Annotated in this window: 22 protein-coding genes; 9 read left to right on the top strand and 13 right to left on the bottom strand. The window is 71.7% G+C overall.

Features of this window, described 5'->3' with window-relative positions; translation table 11 throughout:
* Positions 1-32: 32 nt before the first annotated feature.
* Positions 33-1166: an Mrp/NBP35 family ATP-binding protein gene (locus ACIRP7_RS18265; RefSeq protein ID WP_057610059.1), complete on the top strand. Its 1134-nt coding sequence runs from the start codon at positions 33-35 to the stop codon at positions 1164-1166.
* 47 nt (positions 1167-1213) lie between these two features.
* Positions 1214-3145 (top strand): glycosyltransferase family 2 protein, encoded by a 1932-nt coding sequence (locus ACIRP7_RS18260; RefSeq protein ID WP_403660058.1) that lies wholly within the window; start codon positions 1214-1216, stop codon positions 3143-3145.
* A 45-nt stretch (positions 3146-3190) separates the two neighbouring features.
* Here ACIRP7_RS18260 and ACIRP7_RS18255 read toward each other — a convergent pair whose 3' ends face one another.
* The 4 genes from ACIRP7_RS18255 to sigE all read right to left on the bottom strand — a co-directional run bounded on the left by ACIRP7_RS18255 (position 3191) and on the right by sigE (position 6543).
* A complete protein-coding gene (locus ACIRP7_RS18255) occupies positions 3191-3856 on the bottom strand; it encodes a hypothetical protein (RefSeq protein ID WP_403660055.1) in 666 nt (221 codons plus the stop codon).
* A 281-nt stretch (positions 3857-4137) separates the two neighbouring features.
* Positions 4138-4563, bottom strand: a complete 426-nt coding sequence (locus ACIRP7_RS18250; RefSeq protein ID WP_403660052.1) for a sec-independent translocase — start codon at positions 4561-4563, stop codon at positions 4138-4140.
* Between the two features lie 310 nt (positions 4564-4873).
* Positions 4874-5848 carry a zf-HC2 domain-containing protein gene (locus ACIRP7_RS18245; protein WP_403660049.1) on the bottom strand — a complete coding sequence of 325 codons (975 nt, stop codon included), beginning with the start codon at positions 5846-5848 and terminating at the stop codon, positions 4874-4876.
* Complete coding sequence (gene sigE, locus ACIRP7_RS18240; RefSeq protein WP_037943029.1) at positions 5845-6543, bottom strand: RNA polymerase sigma factor SigE; 699 nt, start codon at positions 6541-6543, stop codon at positions 5845-5847. Before sigE ends, ACIRP7_RS18245 begins: the two co-directional genes overlap by 4 nt.
* A gap of 235 nt (positions 6544-6778) precedes the next feature.
* Between sigE and ACIRP7_RS18235 the strand changes: the two genes are divergently transcribed.
* Positions 6779-7477, top strand: a complete 699-nt coding sequence (locus ACIRP7_RS18235; RefSeq protein WP_352390384.1) for an O-methyltransferase — start codon at positions 6779-6781, stop codon at positions 7475-7477.
* Between the two features lie 111 nt (positions 7478-7588).
* Here ACIRP7_RS18235 and ACIRP7_RS18230 read toward each other — a convergent pair whose 3' ends face one another.
* The gene (locus tag ACIRP7_RS18230) at positions 7589-7756 is read right to left on the bottom strand and encodes a DUF3117 domain-containing protein (protein ID WP_003966491.1); all 168 of its coding nucleotides are present in this window, start codon (positions 7754-7756) and stop codon (positions 7589-7591) included.
* 357 nt (positions 7757-8113) lie between these two features.
* Here ACIRP7_RS18230 and ACIRP7_RS18225 point away from each other — a divergent pair, with 357 nt between their 5' ends.
* Positions 8114-8905 (top strand): enoyl-CoA hydratase/isomerase family protein, encoded by a 792-nt coding sequence (locus ACIRP7_RS18225; protein ID WP_403660046.1) that lies wholly within the window; start codon positions 8114-8116, stop codon positions 8903-8905.
* Between the two features lie 9 nt (positions 8906-8914).
* Here ACIRP7_RS18225 and ACIRP7_RS18220 read toward each other — a convergent pair whose 3' ends face one another.
* Positions 8915-9493: a DNA-3-methyladenine glycosylase I gene (locus tag ACIRP7_RS18220; protein WP_403660043.1), complete on the bottom strand. Its 579-nt coding sequence runs from the start codon at positions 9491-9493 to the stop codon at positions 8915-8917.
* Positions 9490-9849 (bottom strand): DivIVA domain-containing protein, encoded by a 360-nt coding sequence (locus ACIRP7_RS18215; protein WP_403660040.1) that lies wholly within the window; start codon positions 9847-9849, stop codon positions 9490-9492. The genes ACIRP7_RS18220 and ACIRP7_RS18215 overlap by 4 nt, the downstream gene beginning before the upstream one ends.
* 137 nt (positions 9850-9986) lie before the next feature.
* On the opposite strand from ACIRP7_RS18215, the gene folP reads away from it, so the two are divergent.
* The gene (gene folP / locus ACIRP7_RS18210; protein WP_403660037.1) at positions 9987-10847 is read left to right on the top strand and encodes a dihydropteroate synthase; all 861 of its coding nucleotides are present in this window, start codon (positions 9987-9989) and stop codon (positions 10845-10847) included.
* A gap of 190 nt (positions 10848-11037) precedes the next feature.
* Here folP and ACIRP7_RS18205 read toward each other — a convergent pair whose 3' ends face one another.
* Both ACIRP7_RS18205 and dapE read right to left on the bottom strand, forming a co-directional pair.
* Positions 11038-11796: a TIGR00730 family Rossman fold protein gene (locus ACIRP7_RS18205; RefSeq protein WP_057610047.1), complete on the bottom strand. Its 759-nt coding sequence runs from the start codon at positions 11794-11796 to the stop codon at positions 11038-11040.
* A gap of 121 nt (positions 11797-11917) precedes the next feature.
* On the bottom strand, positions 11918-12997 hold the full coding sequence (gene dapE / locus ACIRP7_RS18200; protein ID WP_403660033.1) for a succinyl-diaminopimelate desuccinylase: 1080 nt from the start codon (positions 12995-12997) through the stop codon (positions 11918-11920).
* A gap of 84 nt (positions 12998-13081) precedes the next feature.
* Here dapE and ACIRP7_RS18195 point away from each other — a divergent pair, with 84 nt between their 5' ends.
* The gene (locus ACIRP7_RS18195; protein ID WP_403660030.1) at positions 13082-14071 is read left to right on the top strand and encodes a heavy metal transporter; all 990 of its coding nucleotides are present in this window, start codon (positions 13082-13084) and stop codon (positions 14069-14071) included.
* 274 nt (positions 14072-14345) lie between these two features.
* Positions 14346-14789 (top strand): ATP-binding protein, encoded by a 444-nt coding sequence (locus ACIRP7_RS18190; protein ID WP_403660026.1) that lies wholly within the window; start codon positions 14346-14348, stop codon positions 14787-14789.
* Positions 14790-14865: 76 nt separating this feature from the next.
* Here ACIRP7_RS18190 and ACIRP7_RS18185 read toward each other — a convergent pair whose 3' ends face one another.
* Together ACIRP7_RS18185 and fdxA are read right to left on the bottom strand one after the other, a co-directional pair.
* Positions 14866-15960: a bifunctional succinyldiaminopimelate transaminase/glutamate-prephenate aminotransferase gene (locus ACIRP7_RS18185; protein ID WP_403660023.1), complete on the bottom strand. Its 1095-nt coding sequence runs from the start codon at positions 15958-15960 to the stop codon at positions 14866-14868.
* Positions 15961-16081: 121 nt separating this feature from the next.
* A complete protein-coding gene (fdxA, locus tag ACIRP7_RS18180) occupies positions 16082-16399 on the bottom strand; it encodes a ferredoxin (protein ID WP_007384503.1) in 318 nt (105 codons plus the stop codon).
* A gap of 140 nt (positions 16400-16539) precedes the next feature.
* On the opposite strand from fdxA, the gene ACIRP7_RS18175 reads away from it, so the two are divergent.
* The gene (locus ACIRP7_RS18175; protein ID WP_403660020.1) at positions 16540-17547 is read left to right on the top strand and encodes a GNAT family N-acetyltransferase; all 1008 of its coding nucleotides are present in this window, start codon (positions 16540-16542) and stop codon (positions 17545-17547) included.
* Between the two features lie 29 nt (positions 17548-17576).
* Positions 17577-18428 (top strand): transglutaminase-like domain-containing protein, encoded by an 852-nt coding sequence (locus ACIRP7_RS18170; RefSeq protein WP_403660017.1) that lies wholly within the window; start codon positions 17577-17579, stop codon positions 18426-18428.
* 64 nt (positions 18429-18492) lie between these two features.
* Here ACIRP7_RS18170 and ACIRP7_RS18165 read toward each other — a convergent pair whose 3' ends face one another.
* Entirely contained in the window at positions 18493-19110 is a 618-nt protein-coding gene (locus ACIRP7_RS18165) for a response regulator (protein ID WP_403660014.1), read from the bottom strand.
* Positions 19107-20303: a sensor histidine kinase gene (locus ACIRP7_RS18160; RefSeq protein ID WP_403660681.1), complete on the bottom strand. Its 1197-nt coding sequence runs from the start codon at positions 20301-20303 to the stop codon at positions 19107-19109. The genes ACIRP7_RS18165 and ACIRP7_RS18160 overlap by 4 nt, the downstream gene beginning before the upstream one ends.
* Position 20304 lies beyond the last annotated feature (1 nt).

Genomic DNA, 20304 nt, shown 5'->3' with positions numbered 1-20304 from the left:
AGGGGTACGTCCGGGGCCGTACCATCGTCTGTATGGCTAGCGAAGACGCGGTGCGCGAGGCACTGGCGACGGTGAACGACCCCGAGATCAACCGGCCCATCACCGAGCTCGGGATGGTGAAGTCGGTGGAGATCGGCGCGGACGGGGCGGTCGCGGTCACCGTGTACCTGACGGTCTCCGGCTGTCCCATGCGCGAGACGATCACGCAGCGCGTGACGGACGCGGTCGCGGCGGTCGAGGGCGTCACGCGCGTCGACGTCACGCTCGACGTGATGAGCGACGAGCAGCGCAAGGAGCTGGCGACCGCGCTGCGCGGCGGCCAGACCGAGCGCGAGGTCCCCTTCGCCAAGCCGGGTTCCCTGACGCGGGTCTACGCGGTCGCCTCCGGCAAGGGCGGCGTCGGCAAGTCGTCGGTGACGGTGAACCTGGCGGCGGCGATGGCGGCGGACGGCTTGAAGGTCGGTGTCGTGGACGCCGACATCTACGGCCACTCGGTGCCGCGCATGCTGGGCGCCGACGGGCGTCCGACCCAGGTCGAGAACATGATCATGCCGCCGTCGGCGCACGGCGTGAAGGTCATCTCGATCGGCATGTTCACGCCGGGCAACGCGCCGGTGGTGTGGCGTGGCCCGATGCTGCACAGGGCGTTGCAGCAGTTCTTGGCGGACGTGTACTGGGGCGACCTGGACGTACTGCTCCTCGACCTGCCGCCCGGCACGGGCGACATCGCGATCTCGGTGGCCCAACTGGTCCCGAACGCGGAGATCCTGGTCGTGACGACCCCGCAGCAGGCCGCCGCAGAGGTCGCCGAGCGCGCCGGCTCCATCGCCGTCCAGACCCACCAGAAGATCGTCGGCGTGGTCGAGAACATGTCCGGTCTGCCGTGCCCGCACTGCGGCGAGATGGTGGACGTGTTCGGCACGGGCGGCGGCCAGACGGTCGCGGACGGCCTGACCCGCACGACGGGAGCGACGGTCCCGGTCCTCGGCTCCATCCCGATCGACGTCCGCCTCCGCGAGGGCGGCGACGAGGGCAAGCCGGTGGTCCTGACCGACCCGGACTCTCCTGCCGGGGCGGCATTGAGGGGGATCGCGGGGAAGCTCGGCGGGCGGCAGCGGGGGCTTTCGGGGCTGTCGCTGGGGATTACACCCAGGAACAAGTTCTGAGACGGGCATGACAGAAGGCATTCCAGGGGCCGGGTAAGGTCCGTGGAATGCCGAGAGTCAAAGTCAGCGTCGTCGTCCCCGTCTACAACACCGGGAAGTACGTCGACGAGTGCGCGCCGTCGCTGCTCGGGCAGAGTCTGCCCGCCGACGAGTACGAGGTCATCTACGTCGACGACGGCTCGACGGACGACACACTGACCCGGCTGGAGAAGATCGCCGCCGCGCACACCAACGTCCAGGTGCACACCCGGCCGAACTCCGGCTGGCCGGGCGCACCGCGCAATCTCGGCATGCGGCACGCCCAGGGCGAGTACATCCAGTTCGTCGACCATGACGACACGCTCGGGCCCGAGGCCCTGGAGCGGCTGTACGAGCACGCCAGGCGGAACGACGCCGACGTGGTCCTCGGCAAGATGTCCAGCACGATGGTGCGGCCCCGGCGGCTGTTCCGGCACACGGTGGACGCCTGCACGATCGAGAACGACGAGCTCATGCAGAGCATGTCGCCGCACAAGATGTTCCGGCGCGCCTTCCTCGAGGAGCACGGTCTCCGGTTCCCCGAGGGCCCCTGGATCCTGGAGGACCTGGCCTTCGTCAGCGCCGCCTACCTGAAGGCCGAGCGGATCTCGGTCCTCGCCGACTACCCCTGCTACTACTGGATGAAGCGGGACGACGGCGGCAACAACACCCAGCACCGCTTCAACCCGCGCCACGGTTTCTGGTCCAACTGCCGCACCATCGTGCGGCAGATCAAGGACGGCACACCCCCGTCGGACGACGTCGACGCGCTGCAGAACCGCCTCCTGCACCGCCTCTACCACGTCGAGATCCTCTCCCGCACCCGCGAGCCCGAGATCCTCCGCGAGGACCCGGCCGACCAGCGCCCCCGCTTCGACGCGGCCCGCGAACTGGCCCTGACGGAGTTTCCCGCGGCCGTGCGCGAAGGGCTGCCCACCGTGTCCCGCCTCCGCGCCGAACTCCTCGAACGCGGTGACTTCGACGGAGCCGTGGCCCTCGCCGAGCGCATCCGTCAGGTCAAGGCCCGCAGCGCTGTCGCCGGACTGCGGTGGGAGGGCGGCCGGCTGGTCGCCGACGTCACGCTGGACCTGCTGCGCGGGGACGGCGAGCCGCTGGTGCTCGTCGAGCGGGACGGGAAGCGGTGGCTGGACCCGGAGCTGCTCGCCGGGGTGCCGGGGACCGAGGACGGCTGGGAGGTCCGCGATCCGTTCCGGCTGGCGTACGCCGAACTGGTCGTCAAGGACCGTGACCGCGAGGACTGGTGGTACCCGGAGGGCGACCTGGAGGTGCGGCTCGAGCCCTGCGGCGAGGGTCGCTCCAGGCTCGTCGCGTCCGGGCGGCTGCTGCTCGACCCTGAACGGCTCGCGGGCGGGCGGCCGTTGGAGCGCGGGGTGCACGACGTGTGGGCGTACGTCCAGTTGCTGGGCGTCGACCGAATGGTCCGCCTCACCGGCGACGGCACCCCGGGAACCCCGGCCGCGGACCCGGCGCTGACCGGCGGTCGGCTCTCGCTGCCGTACTGGACGGGCAGCGGCCAGCTCGCCCTCGACGTGGACCAGCGCCAGCGCAGACTCGGTTCCGACACCGCCGGTGCCGCCTCGGCGAACTCCGGGCGCGGGGAGCGGTCGCTCCCGCTGCCGTACGTGGCGTCCGCGGCCTCCAGCGGCCCCGCTCGCCTCAAGGTCACCGTGTCCGCCCTGACGGTGGACGCCGAGCTGGTGCCCGGTGACGACGGGACGACGGCCGTACTGCGGCTCCCCGCCCGGCTCAAACTCCCGGCCGGACGCCACCCGGTCGGCCTGCCGAAGACCGACGCCCCTCTCGCGTATGCCGTCGTCCGCGACGGCGCCCTGCTGCGTCTCGAGGGCCCGGCCCACGAGGCCGGCACCGGACGCCGGCTCCTCGACGCGGTCGCCGACAACCGGCAGATCCGGCGGGTACGGCGACGACTGGGCCGATAGGACGGTCACGGGGCACCGCGGGGAACCCCGGTGCCCCGCCGTGCGCTAGGCGTACGCCGAGATGTCCTCGATCATCGCGAACCCGAGTCCGTACGCGCTCATGCCTCTCCCGTACGCCCCCACGTGCACCCCCTCCTGCGTGGAGCCCGCGAGCACCCAGCCGAACTCCGACTCCCGGTAGTGGAACGGCGTGGGCACGCCGTCCACCGGGAGGGACAGGGTGGACCAGTCGGATCCTTCGAGGTCGTCCGCCAGGACCCAGGCCGTCTCGGTCTGCTGGTCCAGCCAGTCGTCGCGCAGGGAGTGGTCCATCTGCCCGGGCCAGGTGAACGACAGCAGGCCCACCCCGGCCAGCCAGGCGGCGGAGGAGACCGACGTGGCCTCCAGCAGACCCGTGCCGTCCGCGCTCCTGCGGGACGGGTTCGCGGCGACGGTCACCACGACCGCGAACTTCTCCTTCGACTCCCCCGTGGAGCCCGCCTCGTTCTTCACGGAGGGCTCGTCGCCGTGTCCGATCGACCCGTGCTCGACGGCCCCGTCGGCCGACGTGCCGACCTGCATCAGCCAGCGCGGCCCCGTGAACGCCTCGTCGAGGCCGTACCACGGGAAGGGCGCCTGAAGGTAGCCGTCGACCGTGCGCCGGGCGGAGGGAACCTGCTGGCCACCCTCCGCGGCCGGCGCCTGCGCGACTGCCCCACTCGTCGTCTCCATGTGCCGGACGCCTCCTACTAGCTCTCGTCGGACCGGACCGGCCCGCCCCCCTTCGGGCGGCGTCGCTGGTTCGCGTCGGCCCGCACAACAACTCGGCAGCATAGCCACACCGCTCCGAGCTGCGGGGAAACCGCCCGGCGCGCGGGGCGCACGGGGCGTGGCTTCAGGCCGTACGCAGGCCGTACGGGGTGCGGGCCGAGTATGAGACGCGTCACGTACGACGGGAAAAGGCGCCCGCCAGCTGAACTGCTCGGCAGGCGCCTTCCGGTGGGACGTACGGCTCAGGTGGCGTCCGCGTCGAAGGGCGGGCGGTCGTCCTTACCGGGCTCGTCGGGCTTCTTGGTCATGTCGATCCGGCCACCCGAGGAGGAGGACGGCGACGTGTCCGTGCTGTGCACGGCGTCGGTGACCTCGGCCATCTCCTTCTTCAGGTCGAAGCCGTTGCGGATCTCCTTGAGACCCAGCTCGTCGTTGTCCAGCTGCTTGCGGATGAACGTCTTGGGGTTGAGGTCCTCGAACTCGAAGTCCTTGAACTCCGGGCCCAGCTCCGAGCGGATGTCCTGCTTGGCGCTCTCCGAGAACTCGCGGATCTTGCGCACGGTCCGCATGACGTCCTGGATGACCTTCGGGAGCTTGTCCGGACCGAAGACGAGCACGGCGAGGACAACGAGCGTGATCAGCTCGAGCGGTCCTATGTCATTGAACACCTGAAGCTCCTTGCGATGTCCTCGGTCCTCGGCCCTCGGTGGTCTGTGCGGTCTTCCGTGGTCCGGGCCGGGTCCACGGTACCTGGGGATCCCGTACAACCGGTACTGTCCCGGGCGCTCCGAATGCGGGCAGGCGCGCGGTTTTCCGGGTTGTTTGCCTTGTGGGACCGGGCTCAGGAGCGTCTCTGTGAGGTTTCGGTCAACCCGGAGAACCCGGCCCCGGGCCCCGGCCCCCGTCCTCCGGGCAGGAAGGCACCGTCGGCCCCTGCCGGGGCGGTCCGGGGTCGGGCGCCTCCGGGCAGGGCGCCGGTCAGCGGGTGGCGCTGGGGGGCGTGGGTGCTGACGTGGTGGGGAGGACGGGTGCGGCGAGGAGGCCGGCGGCGGTGAGGTCCGGGGTGGTGGACAAGGACGTCAGGGTGAGGGGCGGGGTGGCGCTGAGCGGACGTATGAGAGGGGACATCGCGGCGGCACCGGCGACCACGGGCGCCGTGAGGGTGTGCAGCGCCGCTTCCCGCACCTGGGCGGGGATACCCGGCAGCAGTGGTGCGGACGCCGTGGTCGGGGCGGCGGGGGTACCACCCGGCATCCGCTGTCCCTGGCCCAGTCCCTGGTCCTGCGCGAGCAGCGGGCCGCCGCCGCGGCGGCGCTGGTTCTCCGGCACCGCGGCTCCCGTGCCCGGTGCGCGCGCCGGGGTCACATTGCTGCCGGCCCCGCGGGCGTCGGTGTCGCCCGGTACGCCCGTGGTGACGCCGCCCAGCGCGATCGCGGCCAGCGAGACCGCCCCGGCGGCGACGACCGCGAACCGCATGCCGCGCGAGGCCGAGCGGTCGGCCTCGTGACGGCTGACGTCATGGATGCGGAAGCCCCGGCCGGTGGAGGGCGGGAGCACCGCGGCGTGCGGGCGGGCGGGGACGTAGTCGAACGCGAAGCGCTCGCCACGTCTTACGCCGAAGGCCCCGGTGGTGCCGGGTCGCCCCGACAGTCCGGCGAACCCTCCCCCGCCGAACGGCGAGCCGTCGCCGTCCTCCGGGTCACCTCCCGGCAGGCCCTGGAGGCGGGCCAGGAAGCTCTCGGAGGGCGGGGGCGGGGCGGCCTCCGCGAAGACGTTCTTCAGGCGGCGCTGCGCGTCCGCCTCCGCCTTGCACTTCGGGCAGGTGGCGAGATGCGCGAGGACGCGCTCACGCGTGGCATGACCGAGCTCGCCGTCCACCAGGGCGGCGAGTCGGTCCCCCAGATGCTGTTCCGCGAGGCTTCCCTCGCCGGGTTTGGGCAGTGATCCACTCACGCGGATGCACCCCCTCCCCCCAGCGCGGGAACCCGGGCCATGAAGGAGCGGCGCTCAGCGCGTGCCTCGGGCGAGCGGTGCGCGAGGGCCTTGCGCAGCTGGGAACGGCCGCGGTGGATCCGCGAGCGGACGGTGCCGAGCTTGACGCCCAGGGTCGCGGCGATCTCCTCGTACGACAGCCCTTCGATGTCGCACAGGACGACCGCGGCGCGGAACTCCGGCGCGAGGGTGTCGAGGGCCTGCTGGACGTCCGCGTCGAAGTGGGCGTCGTTGAAGACCTGCTGGGGCGACGGCTCACGGCTGGGCAGTCTCTCCGCCGCGTCCTCGCCGAGAGCGTCGAAGCGGATGCGCTGCTTGCGGCGGACCATGTCCAGGAAGAGGTTGGTGGTGATGCGGTGCAGCCAGCCCTCGAAGGTCCCCGGTGTGTACGTGGACAGTGAGCGGAAGACGCGGACGAAGACCTCCTGCGTGAGGTCCTCGGCGTCGTGCTGGTTACCGGTGAGGCGGTACGCGAGGCGGTAGACGCGTCCGCTGTGCGTGCTGACGATCTCCTCCCAGGTGGGCGGAGTCCACGCCTGCCCGTCCGCGTCGGTGGCAAAGGTCGCGGTCTGGGCGTAGTCGCCGGCGTGGCTGTGGTCAGCGGTGTCGTTCACGGATCTCGGCCTGCCCGCCGATCCGAGGAAGCGCCGCAGCACTCCCCCACGATCCTCAGGCGCGGCCGCACCTCCCCTGTCGGCTCTGGTTGTCTCCAGTGGAGCCCCTACCATAGCCACCTCGCCCGTTAGCTCCGGATAAGCGGTTTTACGAGAATTTGATCTGGGCTGATACCACTCGGTCCCCTGCGTCAGCAGTTGCTCGAGGGCCCGCTCGGCTTCGTGATCCAACTGTGTCCCCCCGGGTGCGTCTCCACCCCTCTAAACGCCCGGTCCCATCTGCGGGTTCCCGACGCCAACGGATACAGTCACGCCCAGGCAACCACGGGGCAAGGAGAGGGTCATTACCGGCAACCGGCAGACGAGCTGGGCGTTCGCCGACGCCTATGTCGCCGAGGACGAAGCGCTGCGCTGGGCCCGTGACCGGGCCCGTGAGGCGGGGCTGCGCTCGGTGTCGCCCGGCACGGGCGCGGCGCTGCGGTTGCTGGCCGCCTCCGTGGACGCCAAGGCCGTCGCCGAGATCGGCACCGGGACCGGCGTGTCGGGCATTCATCTGCTGCACGGGATGCGCCCGGACGGGGTGCTGACCACTGTCGACCCCGAGCCGGAGCACCAGCAGTTCGCCCGCCAGGCGTTGCGCGCCTGTGGCTTCGCCAGCAACCGGGCCCGTTTCATCCCGGGCCGCGCTCTCGACGTCCTGCCCCGTCTCGCCGACGCCGGCTACGACCTCGTCTTCTGCGACGGTGACCGGCAGGAGGTCATGGACTATCTCGCTGAATCGTTGCGCCTGCTGCGGCCGGGTGGCCTGGTGGTCTTCGAGGGCGTCTTCGCCAACGGCCGCACGGTGGACTCGGGACCGCAGCCGACGGAGGTGCTGCGCCTGCGGGAGCTGCTGCGGGCCGTACGCGAGAGCCAGGAGCTGCTGCCGTCGCTGCTGCCGGTGGGTGACGGACTGCTCTGCGCGGTCAAGCGGTAGAACTTCGAGCGGGTGCGGGCCGTACCGCCATTCGTGGCATCGCCGGGGCAGAGCTCTGCCCCGGCACCTCAGGAGATGCCGGGGCAGCCGAAAGGGTATGGTCGCGTCCGCTCAGCCGACGACCTTCTTGAGGGCGTCGCCCAGGGCGTCGGCCTCGTCAGGGGTCAGCTCGACGACGAGCCGACCGCCGCCTTCGAGCGGAACGCGCATGACGATGCCCCGCCCCTCCTTGGTCACCTCGAGCGGGCCATCGCCCGTCCGCGGCTTCATGGCCGCCATGCTCGTTCCCCTTCCTGAAACCAGCTCATCGTCAAAGCCGACAGCCCTGGGAGGGCACGCGGGTCCAAGTGGGACACGCGCCACCGGCATCGAACACATTGCTTCCCAGCCATTATCCCGCATCTCAGGACCCGATGACCAACATCAGTCGGCATCGCTTGGGCAACGCGCGCGAGCAAAACCACTCAATTCGGCGAAGTGGCTGCGATACTCCGCCGCCGCGCGGATCCCGGCCGGCCATGAGCGCTCCTGAATTCTTTGACGCAGGTCACACGTCCGGTCCGGTCCTCGGACGACGATCTCCGCCATGCTGTCCTTCGGACATCGACGCAGTGGACACACCGGAGGGGATACGCCATGGCCGACACCGTGCTCTACGAGGTGCACGACGGGCTCGCGACGATCACGCTGAACCGGCCGGAGGCGATGAACGCACTGAACATCGCCACCAAGGTCGCGCTGCGGGAGGCCGTGGAGTCGGCGGCCTCGGACGACTCCGTGCGGGCCGTGCTGCTCACCGCCGCCGGGGAGCGGGCGTTCTGCGTGGGGCAGGACCTCAAGGAGCACATCGGGCTGCTCGCCGAGGGCTCGGCGAAGGTCATGAGCACGGTCAAGGAGCACTACAACCCGGTCGTGCGGGCGCTGACGGAGATGCCGAAGCCGGTGGTGGCCGGGGTGAACGGGGTCGCGGCGGGCGCCGGTTTCGGGCTCGCGCTCGCGGCGGACTACCGGGTGGCGGCGGACACGGCCGCGTTCAACACGTCGTTCGCGGGGGTGGCGCTGACCGCGGACTCCGGGATCTCGTGGACGCTGCCCCGCGTGGTGGGGCCGGGGCGCGCCGCCGACCTGCTCCTCTTCCCGCGGACCATGTCGGCCCGGGACGCGCACGATTTGGGGATCGTGAACCGCCTCGTGCCGTCCACCGACCTGCCCGCGGAGGCCGAGAAGGTGGCGCGGGCCCTGGCCGAGGGGCCGACGGTGGCGTACGGCGCGATCAAGGAGTCCCTCGCGTACGCGCTGTCGCACACCCTGGCCCAGACGCTGGAGAAGGAGGACGAGCTGCAGACGCGGGCGGGAGCCTCCGAGGACCACGCGATCGCGGTGCGGGCCTTCGTGAACAAGGAGACGCCCAAGTACCTGGGCCGGTAGCGGTAGGGCTCAGCGGCCTCTCGCGACGCATGTCTCCAGGTGGTCGTCCACCAGTCCGCACGCCTGCATCAGCGCGTACGCCGTCGTCGGGCCCACAAAGCGCAGGCCGCGCTTCTTCAGGGCCTTGGACAGGGCCGTCGACTCCGGGGTGACCGCGGGAACGTCAGCCAGGATCCTGGGGACCGCGTGCGAGGTGGGCGCGTGGGACCAGATCAGCTCGTCCAGCTCGCCGGGGGCCCATTCGGCCAGCACGCGCGCGTTGGCCATCGTCGCGTCGATCTTGGCGCGGTTGCGGATGATTCCCGGATCCAGGAGCAGGCGGTCGCGGTCGGCCTCGCCGAAGGCCGCCACCTTGGCGATCTCGAAGCCCGCGAAGGCGGCCCGGAAGCCCTCACGGCGGCGCAGGATGGTGATCCAGGACAGACCGGACTGGAAGGCCTCCAGGCTGAGGCGTTCGTAGAGGGCGTCGTCGCCGTGGACCGGGCGGCCCCACTCCTCGTCGTGGTACGTCACGTAGTCCGGCGTGGACAGGGCCCAGGGGCAGCGCGGCGCGCCGTCCGGCCCGGCCAGGGCGGTGCCGACGCTCACTGCTGCTCCCCGTGGCCGTGCTCCGGCTTGTGCAGGGCGACGTGGGCCGCGGCCCGGGCGCCGGCCAGCGCGGACTCCAGGTCGGCGATCCGGGCGTCCCGCTCGGCGAGCTCGGCGCCGAGGCGGCTGAGCGCGTCGTCGACGTCCGCCATGCGGTAGCCGCGGGCGGTCAGCGGGAAGCGCAGGCCGTCGATGTCGGCGCGGTTGACCGGTCGGTCCAGCGGCAGCGGGTCCTGGAGCCGCTCGGGGGCGGCGTCGGGCAGCGGGCCGTCGCTGTCGCCGCCGCCCACCACGGCGAGCGTCACCGCGGCGACCACGACCGCGAGCGCGATGACCAGGAACAAGAACATAACCATCGCTGAGGTCCCCAGGGTCCCTGCCGGCGGCCGGCCACCGGCGTCGAATGTGTCAGGGTCCGATCGTGCCATGCGGGTCGGACAGTTAGGGTCGCAGGCGGCGGATGTGCAGGACGTACTAGGAGAGGTCACAGGCGATGCTCAGGCTGGGCAGGCGTGAATTCGACGCGCACGAGCCGGTGATCATGGCGATCGTGAACCGGACCCCGGACTCCTTCTACGACCAGGGCGCGACCTTCCGCGACGAGCCGGCCCTCGCGCGCGTGGAGCAGGCGGTGTCGGAGGGGGCTGCCATCGTCGACATCGGCGGGGTGAAGGCCGGCCCGGGCGAAGAGGTGACCGCGCAGGAGGAGGCGCGGCGGACGGTCGGCTTCGTGGCCGAGGTCCGGCGGCGCTTCCCCGACGTGATCATCAGCGTGGACACCTGGCGGGCGGAGGTCGGCGAGGCGGTCTGCGAGGCGGGGGCCGACCTGCTGAACGACGCGTGGGGCGGCGTGGATCCGCGGCTCGCTGAGGTCGCGGCGCGCCACCGGGTGGGCCTCGTGTGCACGCACGCGGGCGGCTCGGAGCCTCGCACCCGTCCGCACCGGGTGACGTACGACGACGTCATGGCCGACATCCTGCGGGTGACCGTCGGACTGGCCGAGCGGGCGGCGGGACTGGGTGTGCCGAGGGAGTCGATCATGATCGATCCCGGGCACGACTTCGGCAAGAACACCCGCCACAGCCTGGAGGCGACGCGACGGCTCGGGGAGATGACGCAGACCGGCTGGCCGGTGCTCGTGTCCCTCTCCAACAAGGACTTCGTCGGGGAGACGCTGGACCGGCCGGTGAAGGAGCGCCTGGTGGGCACCCTGGCGACGACGGCCGTGTCGGCGTGGCTCGGGGCCCAGGTGTACCGGGTGCACGAGGTGGCGGAGACACGGCAGGTGCTCGACATGGTGGCGTCGATCGCGGGACACCGGCCTCCGGCGGTGGCTCGCAGAGGGCTGGCCTAGGACCGGGAGTGCAACCCCCGGTCCTGGCCGGTGCGGACGGCTGGTGTGCTGCGCCCGAAGTTCGTCGGCAGATTCGTGCCTTGCCCCGCCGGGATGGTCGGCCGCCCGTCCGGCCCCGGCCTGCGAGTACTCGACCGAGTCGGCAGCGCCGGGGCGCCGAGAACCAACGACGAATCAACGGCGCAGCACACTAGCGGCCCGCCTCCTTGGACACGAGCGCCACCGCCTCGTCCACGTCGTCCGTCACGTGGAACAGCAGCAGGTCCTTCTCCGACGCCTTGCCCTGGGCGATCAGGGTGTTCTTGAGCCAGTCGACGAGGCCGCCCCAGTACTCGCTGCCGAAGAGCACGATCGGGAAGCGGGTGACCTTCTGGGTCTGGACGAGGGTCAGGGCCTCGAAGAGTTCGTCGAGGGTGCCGAGGCCGCCCGGCAGGACCACGAAACCCTGCGCGTACTTCACGAACATCATCTTGCGGACGAAGAAGTAGCGGAAGTTGAGGCCGATGTCGACGTAGGGGTTGAGGCCCTGCTCGAAGGGGAGCTCGATGCCGAGGCCGACGGAGGTGCCGTTGGCCTCGCAGGCGCCCTTGTTGGCCGCCTCCATGGCGCCGGGGCCGCCGCCGGTGATCACGGCGAAGCCCGCCTCCACCAGGCCCCGGCCGAGCCGCACGCCCGCCTCGTACTCCGGAGAGTCCGCAGGCGTCCGCGCGGAGCCGAACACGCTGATGGCGGGCGGGAGTTCGGCGAGCGTGCCGAAGCCCTCGATGAACTCCGACTGGATGCGCAGGACGCGCCAGGGGTCGGTGTGGACCCAGTCCGAGGGGCCGCCCGCGTCCAGCAGGCGCTGGTCGGTGGTGCTCGCCGTGACCTGTCCCCGCCTGCGGAGGACAGGTCCCAGGCGCTGCTCCTCCGGCGGCTGCTTCTTGCCCTCGGGGTTCCCGGTAGCCATGTGCGCTCCCTCCGCTTGCCTGGTCTTTCCATCTCAGCGTAGATCTACGCGGGTTACGGAGGGGGGACGTCCGCGTGTCCGCCATGAAGCGCCACGGGGCGCAACCGCGCGGGAGGCGTCCTCAGGACGTCAGCCACGCCCTCAGTTTCTCCTCCGCCTGCGGGATCAGCGACGCCTTCACCCGCTCGTCCACCTTGTGCGCGAGCAGCGGCTGACCGGGGCTGTAGTTCACCGCGGGCACGCCCAGCGCGCTGAAGCGGGACACGTCCGTCCAGCCGAACTTGGGGCGGGCGACACCGCCGACGGCGGCCATGAAGGCCTGGGCGACGGGGTGGTTGAGGCCGGGGCGGGCGCCGCCGGTGTGGTCGTCGACGGTGAACTCGTCGACCCCGCAGTCCGCGAAGAAGTCCCGCACGAAGGCCTCCGCCTCGGCCTCGCTGCGGTCCGGCGCGTAACGGAAGTTGACGGTCAGGGTGCAGGAGTCGGGGATGACGTTCGTGGCCACGCCGCCCTCGACCCGCACGGCGTTGAGCCCCTCGTGGAACTCGAGGCCGTCCACCACCGGCTTGCGCGGCTCATAGGCCGCCAGCTTCGCGAGGGCGGGAGCGGCCTTGTGGATCGCGTTGGACCCCATCCACGCGCGCGCGGAGTGCGCTCGCTCTCCCCTGAACGTCAGCAGCACCCGCAGGGTTCCCTGGCAGCCGCCCTCGACCTGGTTGTCCGTGGGCTCCAGCAGGACCGCGAAGTCGCCCTCCAGCCACTCGGGGTGGGCCTCGGCCACATGCCCCAGGCCGTTGAGGTGGGCCGCGACCTCTTCGTTGTCGTAGAAGATGAAGGTGAGGTCGCGGTTGGGCTCGGGGACCGTCGCCGCGATCCGCAGCTGGACCGCCACCCCGGACTTCATGTCGCACGTGCCGCAGCCCCACAGGTAGCCCTCGTCGTCGAGGCGGGAGGGAACGTTGCCCGCGATGGGAACGGTGTCGATGTGGCCGGCGAGGATGACGCGTTCCGGTCGACCGAGGTTCGTGCGCGCGACGACGTTGTTGCCGTGGCGCTCGACCGTCAGGTGCGGCAGGGCGCGCAGGGCGCTCTCGATCGCGTCCGCGAGGGGCTTCTCGGTGCCGCTCTCGGAGGGGAAGTCGACGAGCTGCGCGGTGAGCTGTGCTGCGTCCAGCGAAAGGTCAAGAGGGGTGTCGGCCATGCTCCCGACCCTAACGCCCCGCTGTCCGCGCCCACTGTCCACATCCGGCGCAGAGGTCTCAGTACTCTCCAGTATCTTGTCCGGATGCCAGAGCCGTTGCCCCCTACTCGCAAACGCCGTGGCCGTCTCCTCCGCTTCGGGGCGGCCCTCGTGGTCCTGTGCGCGGTCGCCGGTTACCTCGTGGTGCAGTACGTCACCGGAGGCACCGACGGACCGCGCTGCAAAGTCGTCTCCGGCAGAGCGGACGGGCCGTCGTACGAGTTCACGCCGGAGCAGGCGGTGAACGCGGCGACGATCACCGCGGTCGGCACCGGGCGCGGGTTGCCGGAGCGGGCCGTGGCCATCGCGCTCGCCACCGCGATCCAGGAGTCGGGGCTGCGCAACATCACGCACGGCGACCGTGACTCCCTGGGTCTGTTCCAGCAGCGGCCCTCGCAGGGCTGGGGCAGCCCGAAGGAGATCCTGGACCCGACGTACGCGGCGGCCGAGTTCTACAAGCACCTGGCCAAGGTGGACGGCTACCAGCACCTTCCGCTGACCGTCGCCGCCCAGCGCGTGCAGCGCAGTGGTTATCCGGAGGCGTACGCCAAGCACGAGCCGGACGCCGAGCTGCTGGCCGCCGCCCTCACCGGCACCTCTGCGGCCACCCTCACCTGTGACGGCCGCCCGGACACCACCCAGGCCGCCCGGGCCGCCGACACGGGCACCCAGGCCCCCGCCACGGGCCCCGACGCGGTGCGGTCGGCGCTCGTACGGGACTTCGGGCGCGACGCGCTGGAGACGACCGCCGCGGAGGTGGGCGGCAAGGCGGCGCCGAGCCCGACGCCGACCACCGCCGACGCGCGCACCGTGACCCTCCCCGTGCGCGCGGACACCGACCCGAAGTCCGGCCGCAGCCTCAGGGAACGCGGCTGGCAGCTCGCCCACTGGGCGGTCGCCAACTCCTCGGCCCTGCACATCGAACGGGTCTCCTACGCCGGACGACAGTGGACTGCCGGGAGCACCGACAGCCAGTGGCGCGCGGCGGGCGGCGAAGGCGGTACCGGCTCGGTGCGGATACTGACGGCACGGTAGTTCGGACCATCGCCCGGAAGGGTCATGTCCGGCCGCCGCCGGAGCGGGTGTGCGCAGGTTTTCGCCATCTCACCCCCGTATCCGCGAAATCCCTTGCGATCAAAGGGCTGCGAGGATTCGGCGGACTTTCAGACCGGAAGCTTTTTGCCCGCTTTTATCCGCAGGTGATAATGCGACGCATTGCCAACTCTTTACGTTGCGCCTCCGCAACCTTCGTCGGCTTCGAGCGGTAGTCACGGCGTCCTAGCAACGTTTCCTCCGTCGAAGGAGCAACATGTCCCTCCCCCTGACCCGCAGGGTCGCCCGTGCCGCGCTGCTCGTCGCTGCCGGAGCGGCCGCCGGGGTCGGTGCGGCCGGCTCCGCCAGTGCGGCCCCCGCCGCGCTGCCCGCCACTCCGAACCTCGGCGGCCTGACCGCTCTGGACGGGGCGCACGTCGGCAACACGGTGGACGGCACGGCGCAGCACCTGACCGGGACCGCGGCCAAGACCGGTGGCAAGGCCGTCGAGAAGGCGGTGCCGTCCGCGGGCAAGGCCGTGAAGAAGGCCACGCCGGTCGCGCAGAAGACGGCGGGCGAGGCCGCCGGCTCCGCCGGAGGCGTCCTCGGCGACACGGCGTCCACGGCGACGAAGGGCGGTCTGCCGACCGACTCCCTCGCCAAGGGCGGCGGCCTGCCGTCGGCGGACACCCTGCCGGTCAAGAGCCTCCCGATCGGCTAGTACCCAGCGCACGGCGAAGGGGCCCGGGGAATTCCCGGGCCCCTTCGCCGTGTCCGGCCGTCGTGCCCGGAGCCAGTCACGCCAGTCGCTCGACCGCCGCCCGCACCCGCTCGTCCGTCGCCGTCAGTGCGACCCGTACGAACCTCTCGCCCGCCGTGCCGTAGAAGTCGCCCGGGGCCACCAGGATGCCCAGGTCGGCCAGGTGGGCCACCGTGGACCAGCAGGACTCGTCCCTGGTCGCCCACAGGTAGAGGCTGGCCTCGCTGTGCTCGATGCGGAAGCCGTGGTTCACGAGGGCCTCGCGGAGCAGCGCCCTGCGAGCCGCGTAGCGCTCGCGCTGTTCGCGGACGTGGGTGTCGTCGCCCAGGGCCGCCACCACCGCGGCCTGGGTGGGCGTCGGGGTCATCATGCCGCCGTGCTTGCGGATCTCCAGGAGGGGCGCGAGGACCGCCGGGTCGCCCGCGAGGAAGGCCGCGCGGTAGCCCGCGAGGTTCGACCGCTTCGACAGCGAGTGGACGGCCACGAGGCCGTCGTAGGAGCCGCCGTTGACGTCCGGGTGCAGGACGGAGACCGGGTCGGCCTCCCAGCCCAGCTCCAGGTAGCACTCGTCGGAGAAGACCAGGATGCCGTGGGACCGGGCCCAGGCGACGATCCTCGTCAGCTCGTCCTTGGACAGCACCTTGCCGGTCGGGTTCGACGGGGAGTTGAGCCACAGGAGCTTCAGGCCCGCCGGGTCCAGCTCGGTGGGGTCGTCGTAGACCTCGTGGTCGGCGCGGGCCAGGCGCGCGCCGACCTCGTACGTCGGGTAGGCCAGGCGCGGGTACGCGACCCGGTCGCCGGGGCCGAGGCCCAGCTGGGTGGGGAGCCAGGCGACGAGTTCCTTGGAACCCACGATCGGCAGGACGTGGCGGTGGGTGACCTCGCGGGCGCCCAGACGCCGCTCGACCCAGCCGGTGATCGCGTCGCGCAGGGCCGGGGTGCCCCAGACCGTCGGGTAGCCCGGGGAGTCCGCCGCGTCGATCAGGGCCTTCTGCACGAGATCGGGGACCGGGTCGACCGGGGTGCCGACCGACAGGTCGACGATGCCTCCGGGGTGCGCGGCGGCCGTCTTCTTGTACGGCTCCAGCTTGTCCCAGGGGAAGGTGGGAAGGCGGTCGGAGACTGCGGACACGGCTTTCGGGCTCACTTTCGGGTCGTACGGCAAACGCCTCGGCCCCGTACGGCCACGATCGGAGGCGATCAGGCCGTACGGGACCGAGGCGGCACGAGGTGCGGGCCGCTGAAGCGGATGACTATGCCTGCGGCGGCAGCGCGGCGATGAACGGGTGGTCCCGCTCGATCAGACCCAGCTTGCTGGCGCCGCCGGGCGAGCCGAGCTCGTCGAAGAACTCGACGTTCGCCTTGTAGTAGTCCTTCCACTCGTCCGGAGTGTCGTCCTCGTAGAAGATCGCCTCGACCGGGCAGACCGGCTCACAGGCACCACAGTCGACGCATTCGTCCGGGTGGATGTACAAGGACCGGGAGCCCTCGTAGATGCAGTCGACCGGGCACTCCTCGATGCAGGCCTTGTCCTTCACGTCGACACAAGGCTGCGCGATGACGTAGGTCACGCTGTCGTTCCTCCTCCATTGGGCGCTGGCGGGCCTCCTCAGGCTCCGCCGCCTGGCGCGCGGGAGCGCGGCGTCGTCGATGCCCGCACCTAGTATCTCCGTTCTTGGGCATGATCCGAACAGGAGGGGTGAACTGACCTGTGGAAATCTCCGCCGCGGGACGCCTCGTCGTCCGTATCTCCGCCGCTGACGTGGGCAAACGGGTATCCGTACGGTGCCTGGACGAAACCGCCGACACCGGGGAGAAGTTCACCGACACGGTCGGTGTTCTCACATCATGGGACGACGGTGTGCTGCTGATCACGCGCCGGGACGGCCAGAGCGTCCGTATCGCGGAATCCGCGCTGGTCGCGGGCAAGATCGTGCCCGCCGAGCCGGCCCGCCGCCGGGGCCCGGCCGCCTCCTACGAGGAGCTGGCCCGGATCACCGCGCGCGGCTGGCGGCCCGTCGAGAGCGAGTGGCTCGGCGAGTGGGAGCTGCGTGCTGCCTCCGGCTTCACCCGGCGCGCCAACTCCGTCCTGCCGCTCGGCGACCCCGGCCTGCCGCTCGACGAGGCCCTGGCCGCCGTACGCCGGTGGTACGGCGACCGCGGTCTGCCGGCGTACGTCCAGACCGCGACCGGCGCCGCGGGCACCCAGGAGGTGCTGTGCGCGGAGCTGGAGGCGCGCGGGTGGACGCGGGAGGTCACGGCGGAGCTGTGGACCGGGGCACTGGCGCCGGTCGCCGACCTTTCGGAGGCCGGGGATGTCGTGCTGTCCCGGGAGGCCGACGCCGACTGGCTGGCGCGCTATCAGCGCAAGGGGGTGAGCGAGGTGGCCCTGCGCGTCCTGGGAAGCGGGCCGTCGGTGTGGTTCGCCACCGTCCCCGGCGAGGAAGCGCCGGCCGCGATCGGGCGGTGTGTCGTGGACGGCCGGTGGGCCGGATTCGCCGCGGTCGAGGTGGATCCCGCGCTACGGCGACGGGGGCTGGCCTCGACCGTGATGGCGGCGCTGGCACAGCGCGCCCTCGACGAGGGGGCGTCGGCCGCCTGGCTCCAGGTCGAGTCGGACAACGCCGGCGCGCGGGCCCTGTACGACCGGATGGGGTTCGCCGCGCACCACGCCTACCACCACTACCGCGAACCGGAAGTCTCCGCCGGGACGCGGTAGCGATCACCGCGAAAGGGCACGAGCCAGCTATGCGTCCCCCGTTTCCACCACCGCCCGAACGTTCCGCCGAGCTCCGGAGGCGGTTCGCCGAAGAGGCGCGGTCCGAGCGGCCCGATCTGTCCGCGCTGTGCCTGCTCGTGGGGGCGCAGGCCGACGGGGCGCTCGACGAGGCCGGCATCGACGCGGCCCAGATCGAACTCGACGCGCTGGCTGGTCAGTTGCCGTTCCGGCCGGGCGGGCCGCGGTCCTGGGCGGTGTCGTTGCGGGAGCTGCTGGGCGACCGGTGCGGGTTTCGCGGCTCCGCCGCGGACTATCAGCGGCTGGAGTCCTCGTTGCTGCACGAGGTGCTGGTACGGCGGCGGGGGTTGCCGATCCTGTTGTCGGTGGTGTGGATGGAGGTGGCCCGACGGGCGGGGGCGCCGGTGTACGGGGTCGCTCTGCCAGGGCATTTCGTGGTCGGGTTCGGGCCGCCGCAGGAGCAGGTCCTGGCTGATCCCTTCGACGGGGGGCGGGTGTTGAGCGGCGGTGACGCGGAGGTGCTGGTCGCCGGGGCGACGGGGGGTTCGCTGGATCCCGCGATGCTGGGGCCCGCCGAGCCGCTGGAGGTCGTGCAGCGGATTCTGAACAACGTCCGGGCCTGGGCCGCGACTCGGCCCGAACGGTCCGATGTGGGCCTGTGGGCCGTGGAGCTGGCCCTGCTGCTTCCCTCCCATCCGGCGCGGCTGCGGTACGAGCGGGCGCAGTTGCTCGTGCAGCGGGGTGACTTCGTCGAGGGGGCCGGGGAGTTGGAGGCGTATGCGGGAGTGGTGGCCGCGGTGGACGAGGCCGCGGCGGCCAAGGTGCGACAGCAGGCTCATGCCGCGCGAGCGATGTTGAACTGAGGCCGTCCTGGCGCTCACCGGTCCGTTGTGGCTGGTCGCGCAGTTCACCGCGCCCCTGAGTGGGTCACAGCCAGCCCTTCTCCCTTGCCCTGCGGACTGCCTCGGCCCTGTTGCGTACCGCCAGCTTCTGTATCGCCGTCGAGAGGTAGTTGCGGACCGTGCCCTGGGACAGGTGGAGGGTCCGCGCCAGCTCCGCGTTGGTGGAGCCGTCGGCCGCCGCGCGCAGGACCTCTCGCTCCCGGTCCGTCAGCGGGTTCGCGCCGTCCGCCAGGGCCGCCGCCGCGAGCGTGGGGTCGATGACCCGCTCCCCCGCCAGTACCTTGCGTACCGCCTGCGCCAGTTGGGCCGCCGGGGCGTCCTTGACGAGGAAGGCGTCGGCGCCCGCCTCCATCGCGCTGCGCAGATAGCCGGGGCGGCCGAAGGTCGTGAGGATGACCAGCTTGACCGCCGGGAGTTCCCGGTGGAGCTGGGCCGCCGCCTCGATGCCCGTCGCGCCCGGCATCTCGATGTCCATGAGGGCCACGTCGATGTCGTGGGCGCGGGCCGCCGCCAGGACCTCGTCACCGCGGGCCACTTGGGCGACGACCTCGATGTCGTCCTCCAGGCCGAGCAGGGCGGCCAGGGCCTCGCGGACCATCGACTGGTCCTCGGCGAGCAGGACCTTGATCGTGCGGCTCGTCATGAGGCGGATCCTACGTCGGCCGCGGGGCCGGTGGGCACGCGGGCGACCAGGCGGAAGCCGTGCCGGGTGCCGGTGGCCTCCAGGGTGCCGCCCGCCTTCTCCAGGCGCTCGGTGAGACCGGTGAGACCGTTGCCCGGGCCGCCTCCCGAGCCTCCGGAGCCGTCGTCCTCGACGGAGAGTTCGAGCACCGGACCGTCGAGGGTCTGGCGACGCAGCAGCTCCACCGTGCAGCGCCGGGCCCCGCTGTGCCGTACGACGTTGGTGACGGCCTCGCGCAGCGCCCACGCGAGGGTCGACTCGCTCTCCTCGGGGACATCGGCCAGGTCGGGTTCGGCGGGGAGCTGGGCGGTGACCCCGGCCGCGGTCAGGGCGACTTGGGCGCCCGCCAGTTCGCCGGCGAGGCGGGGACGGCGGTATCCGGTGACGGCCTCGCGCACGTCCACCAGTGCCTGGCGGCTGACCTGTTCGATGTCGGCGACCTGCTGGGCGGCCTTGTCGGGATGGCTGGGCAGCATCCGGCCCGCGAGTTCACTCTTCAGCGTGATCAGGGACAGGGAGTGGCCGAGGAGGTCGTGCAGGTCACGGGCGAGGCGCAGCCGCTCCTCGTTCGCGGCCAGTTGGGCGACGGTCGCGCGGGCCTTGCGCAACTCCACGGTCGTGCGCACGAGTTGGCGGACGCCGGTCATGGAGTAGCCGACGAGCAGCACGACGAGGAACAGTCCCCAGGCCGAGTCCGGGTCGGTGCGCAGGCCCACCAGCGTCAGCGAGAGGGTGTTCACCGGAATCGCCCAGTACGCGGCCCGGAGCGGGAAAGTGACACCGCAGGCCACGGAGACGTACACGAACAGGCCGAGCCAGGAACCGCCGAGGCTCAGGGTCAGAACGATCGCGAGCAGCCAGAGCACACCGACCAGGGCGCAGACCGTCCGGCCGTGGAACGCCCGGCCCATGTTCCGGAAGACCAGCGCCAGATAGGTGCCGGTGAAGACCGTGAGGCCCGCCCAGCCCGCCGCGGTGGCCGAGCCGGTGTGGTGGCCGGAGGCCAGGTCGCGCACCGGTGAGCTGAGGAAGACCAGCCACGGCACGATCCACACCAGCTTGCGTATGACCTCGGCCCGGTTGCGGGGCGGTTGGCCGATGCGCACCAGCCGCTCCGCACGCGCTTCCTCGTCCCCGCCCAGCTCGTCCGTCATC

Origin of the sequence: Streptomyces sp. NPDC102270 (genome assembly GCF_044766405.1) — a bacterium.
Taxonomy (GTDB): Bacteria; Actinomycetota; Actinomycetes; order Streptomycetales; family Streptomycetaceae; genus Streptomyces.
Note: the sequence above shows the minus strand (reverse complement) of the source record. Positions and strands in the feature narration are given on the sequence as shown.

Coding starts and splice junctions, on each gene's coding strand:
- dapE (WP_403660033.1), bottom strand. CDS start 12,997: ATGGCCGACACCCCTCTTGACCTTTCGCTGGACGCAGCACAGCTCACC.
- ACIRP7_RS18205 (WP_057610047.1), bottom strand. CDS start 11,796: ATGGCTACCGGGAACCCCGAGGGCAAGAAGCAGCCGCCGGAGGAGCAG.
- ACIRP7_RS18260 (WP_403660058.1), top strand. CDS start 1,214: ATGCCGAGAGTCAAAGTCAGCGTCGTCGTCCCCGTCTACAACACCGGG.
- ACIRP7_RS18225 (WP_403660046.1), top strand. CDS start 8,114: ATGGCCGACACCGTGCTCTACGAGGTGCACGACGGGCTCGCGACGATC.
- ACIRP7_RS18265 (WP_057610059.1), top strand. CDS start 33: ATGGCTAGCGAAGACGCGGTGCGCGAGGCACTGGCGACGGTGAACGAC.
- ACIRP7_RS18255 (WP_403660055.1), bottom strand. CDS start 3,856: ATGGAGACGACGAGTGGGGCAGTCGCGCAGGCGCCGGCCGCGGAGGGT.
- ACIRP7_RS18195 (WP_403660030.1), top strand. CDS start 13,082: ATGCCAGAGCCGTTGCCCCCTACTCGCAAACGCCGTGGCCGTCTCCTC.
- ACIRP7_RS18160 (WP_403660681.1), bottom strand. CDS start 20,303: ATGACGGACGAGCTGGGCGGGGACGAGGAAGCGCGTGCGGAGCGGCTG.
- ACIRP7_RS18165 (WP_403660014.1), bottom strand. CDS start 19,110: ATGACGAGCCGCACGATCAAGGTCCTGCTCGCCGAGGACCAGTCGATG.
- ACIRP7_RS18190 (WP_403660026.1), top strand. CDS start 14,346: ATGTCCCTCCCCCTGACCCGCAGGGTCGCCCGTGCCGCGCTGCTCGTC.
- ACIRP7_RS18215 (WP_403660040.1), bottom strand. CDS start 9,849: ATGGTTATGTTCTTGTTCCTGGTCATCGCGCTCGCGGTCGTGGTCGCC.
- ACIRP7_RS18230 (WP_003966491.1), bottom strand. CDS start 7,756: ATGGCGGCCATGAAGCCGCGGACGGGCGATGGCCCGCTCGAGGTGACC.
- ACIRP7_RS18170 (WP_403660017.1), top strand. CDS start 17,577: ATGCGTCCCCCGTTTCCACCACCGCCCGAACGTTCCGCCGAGCTCCGG.
- folP (WP_403660037.1), top strand. CDS start 9,987: ATGCTCAGGCTGGGCAGGCGTGAATTCGACGCGCACGAGCCGGTGATC.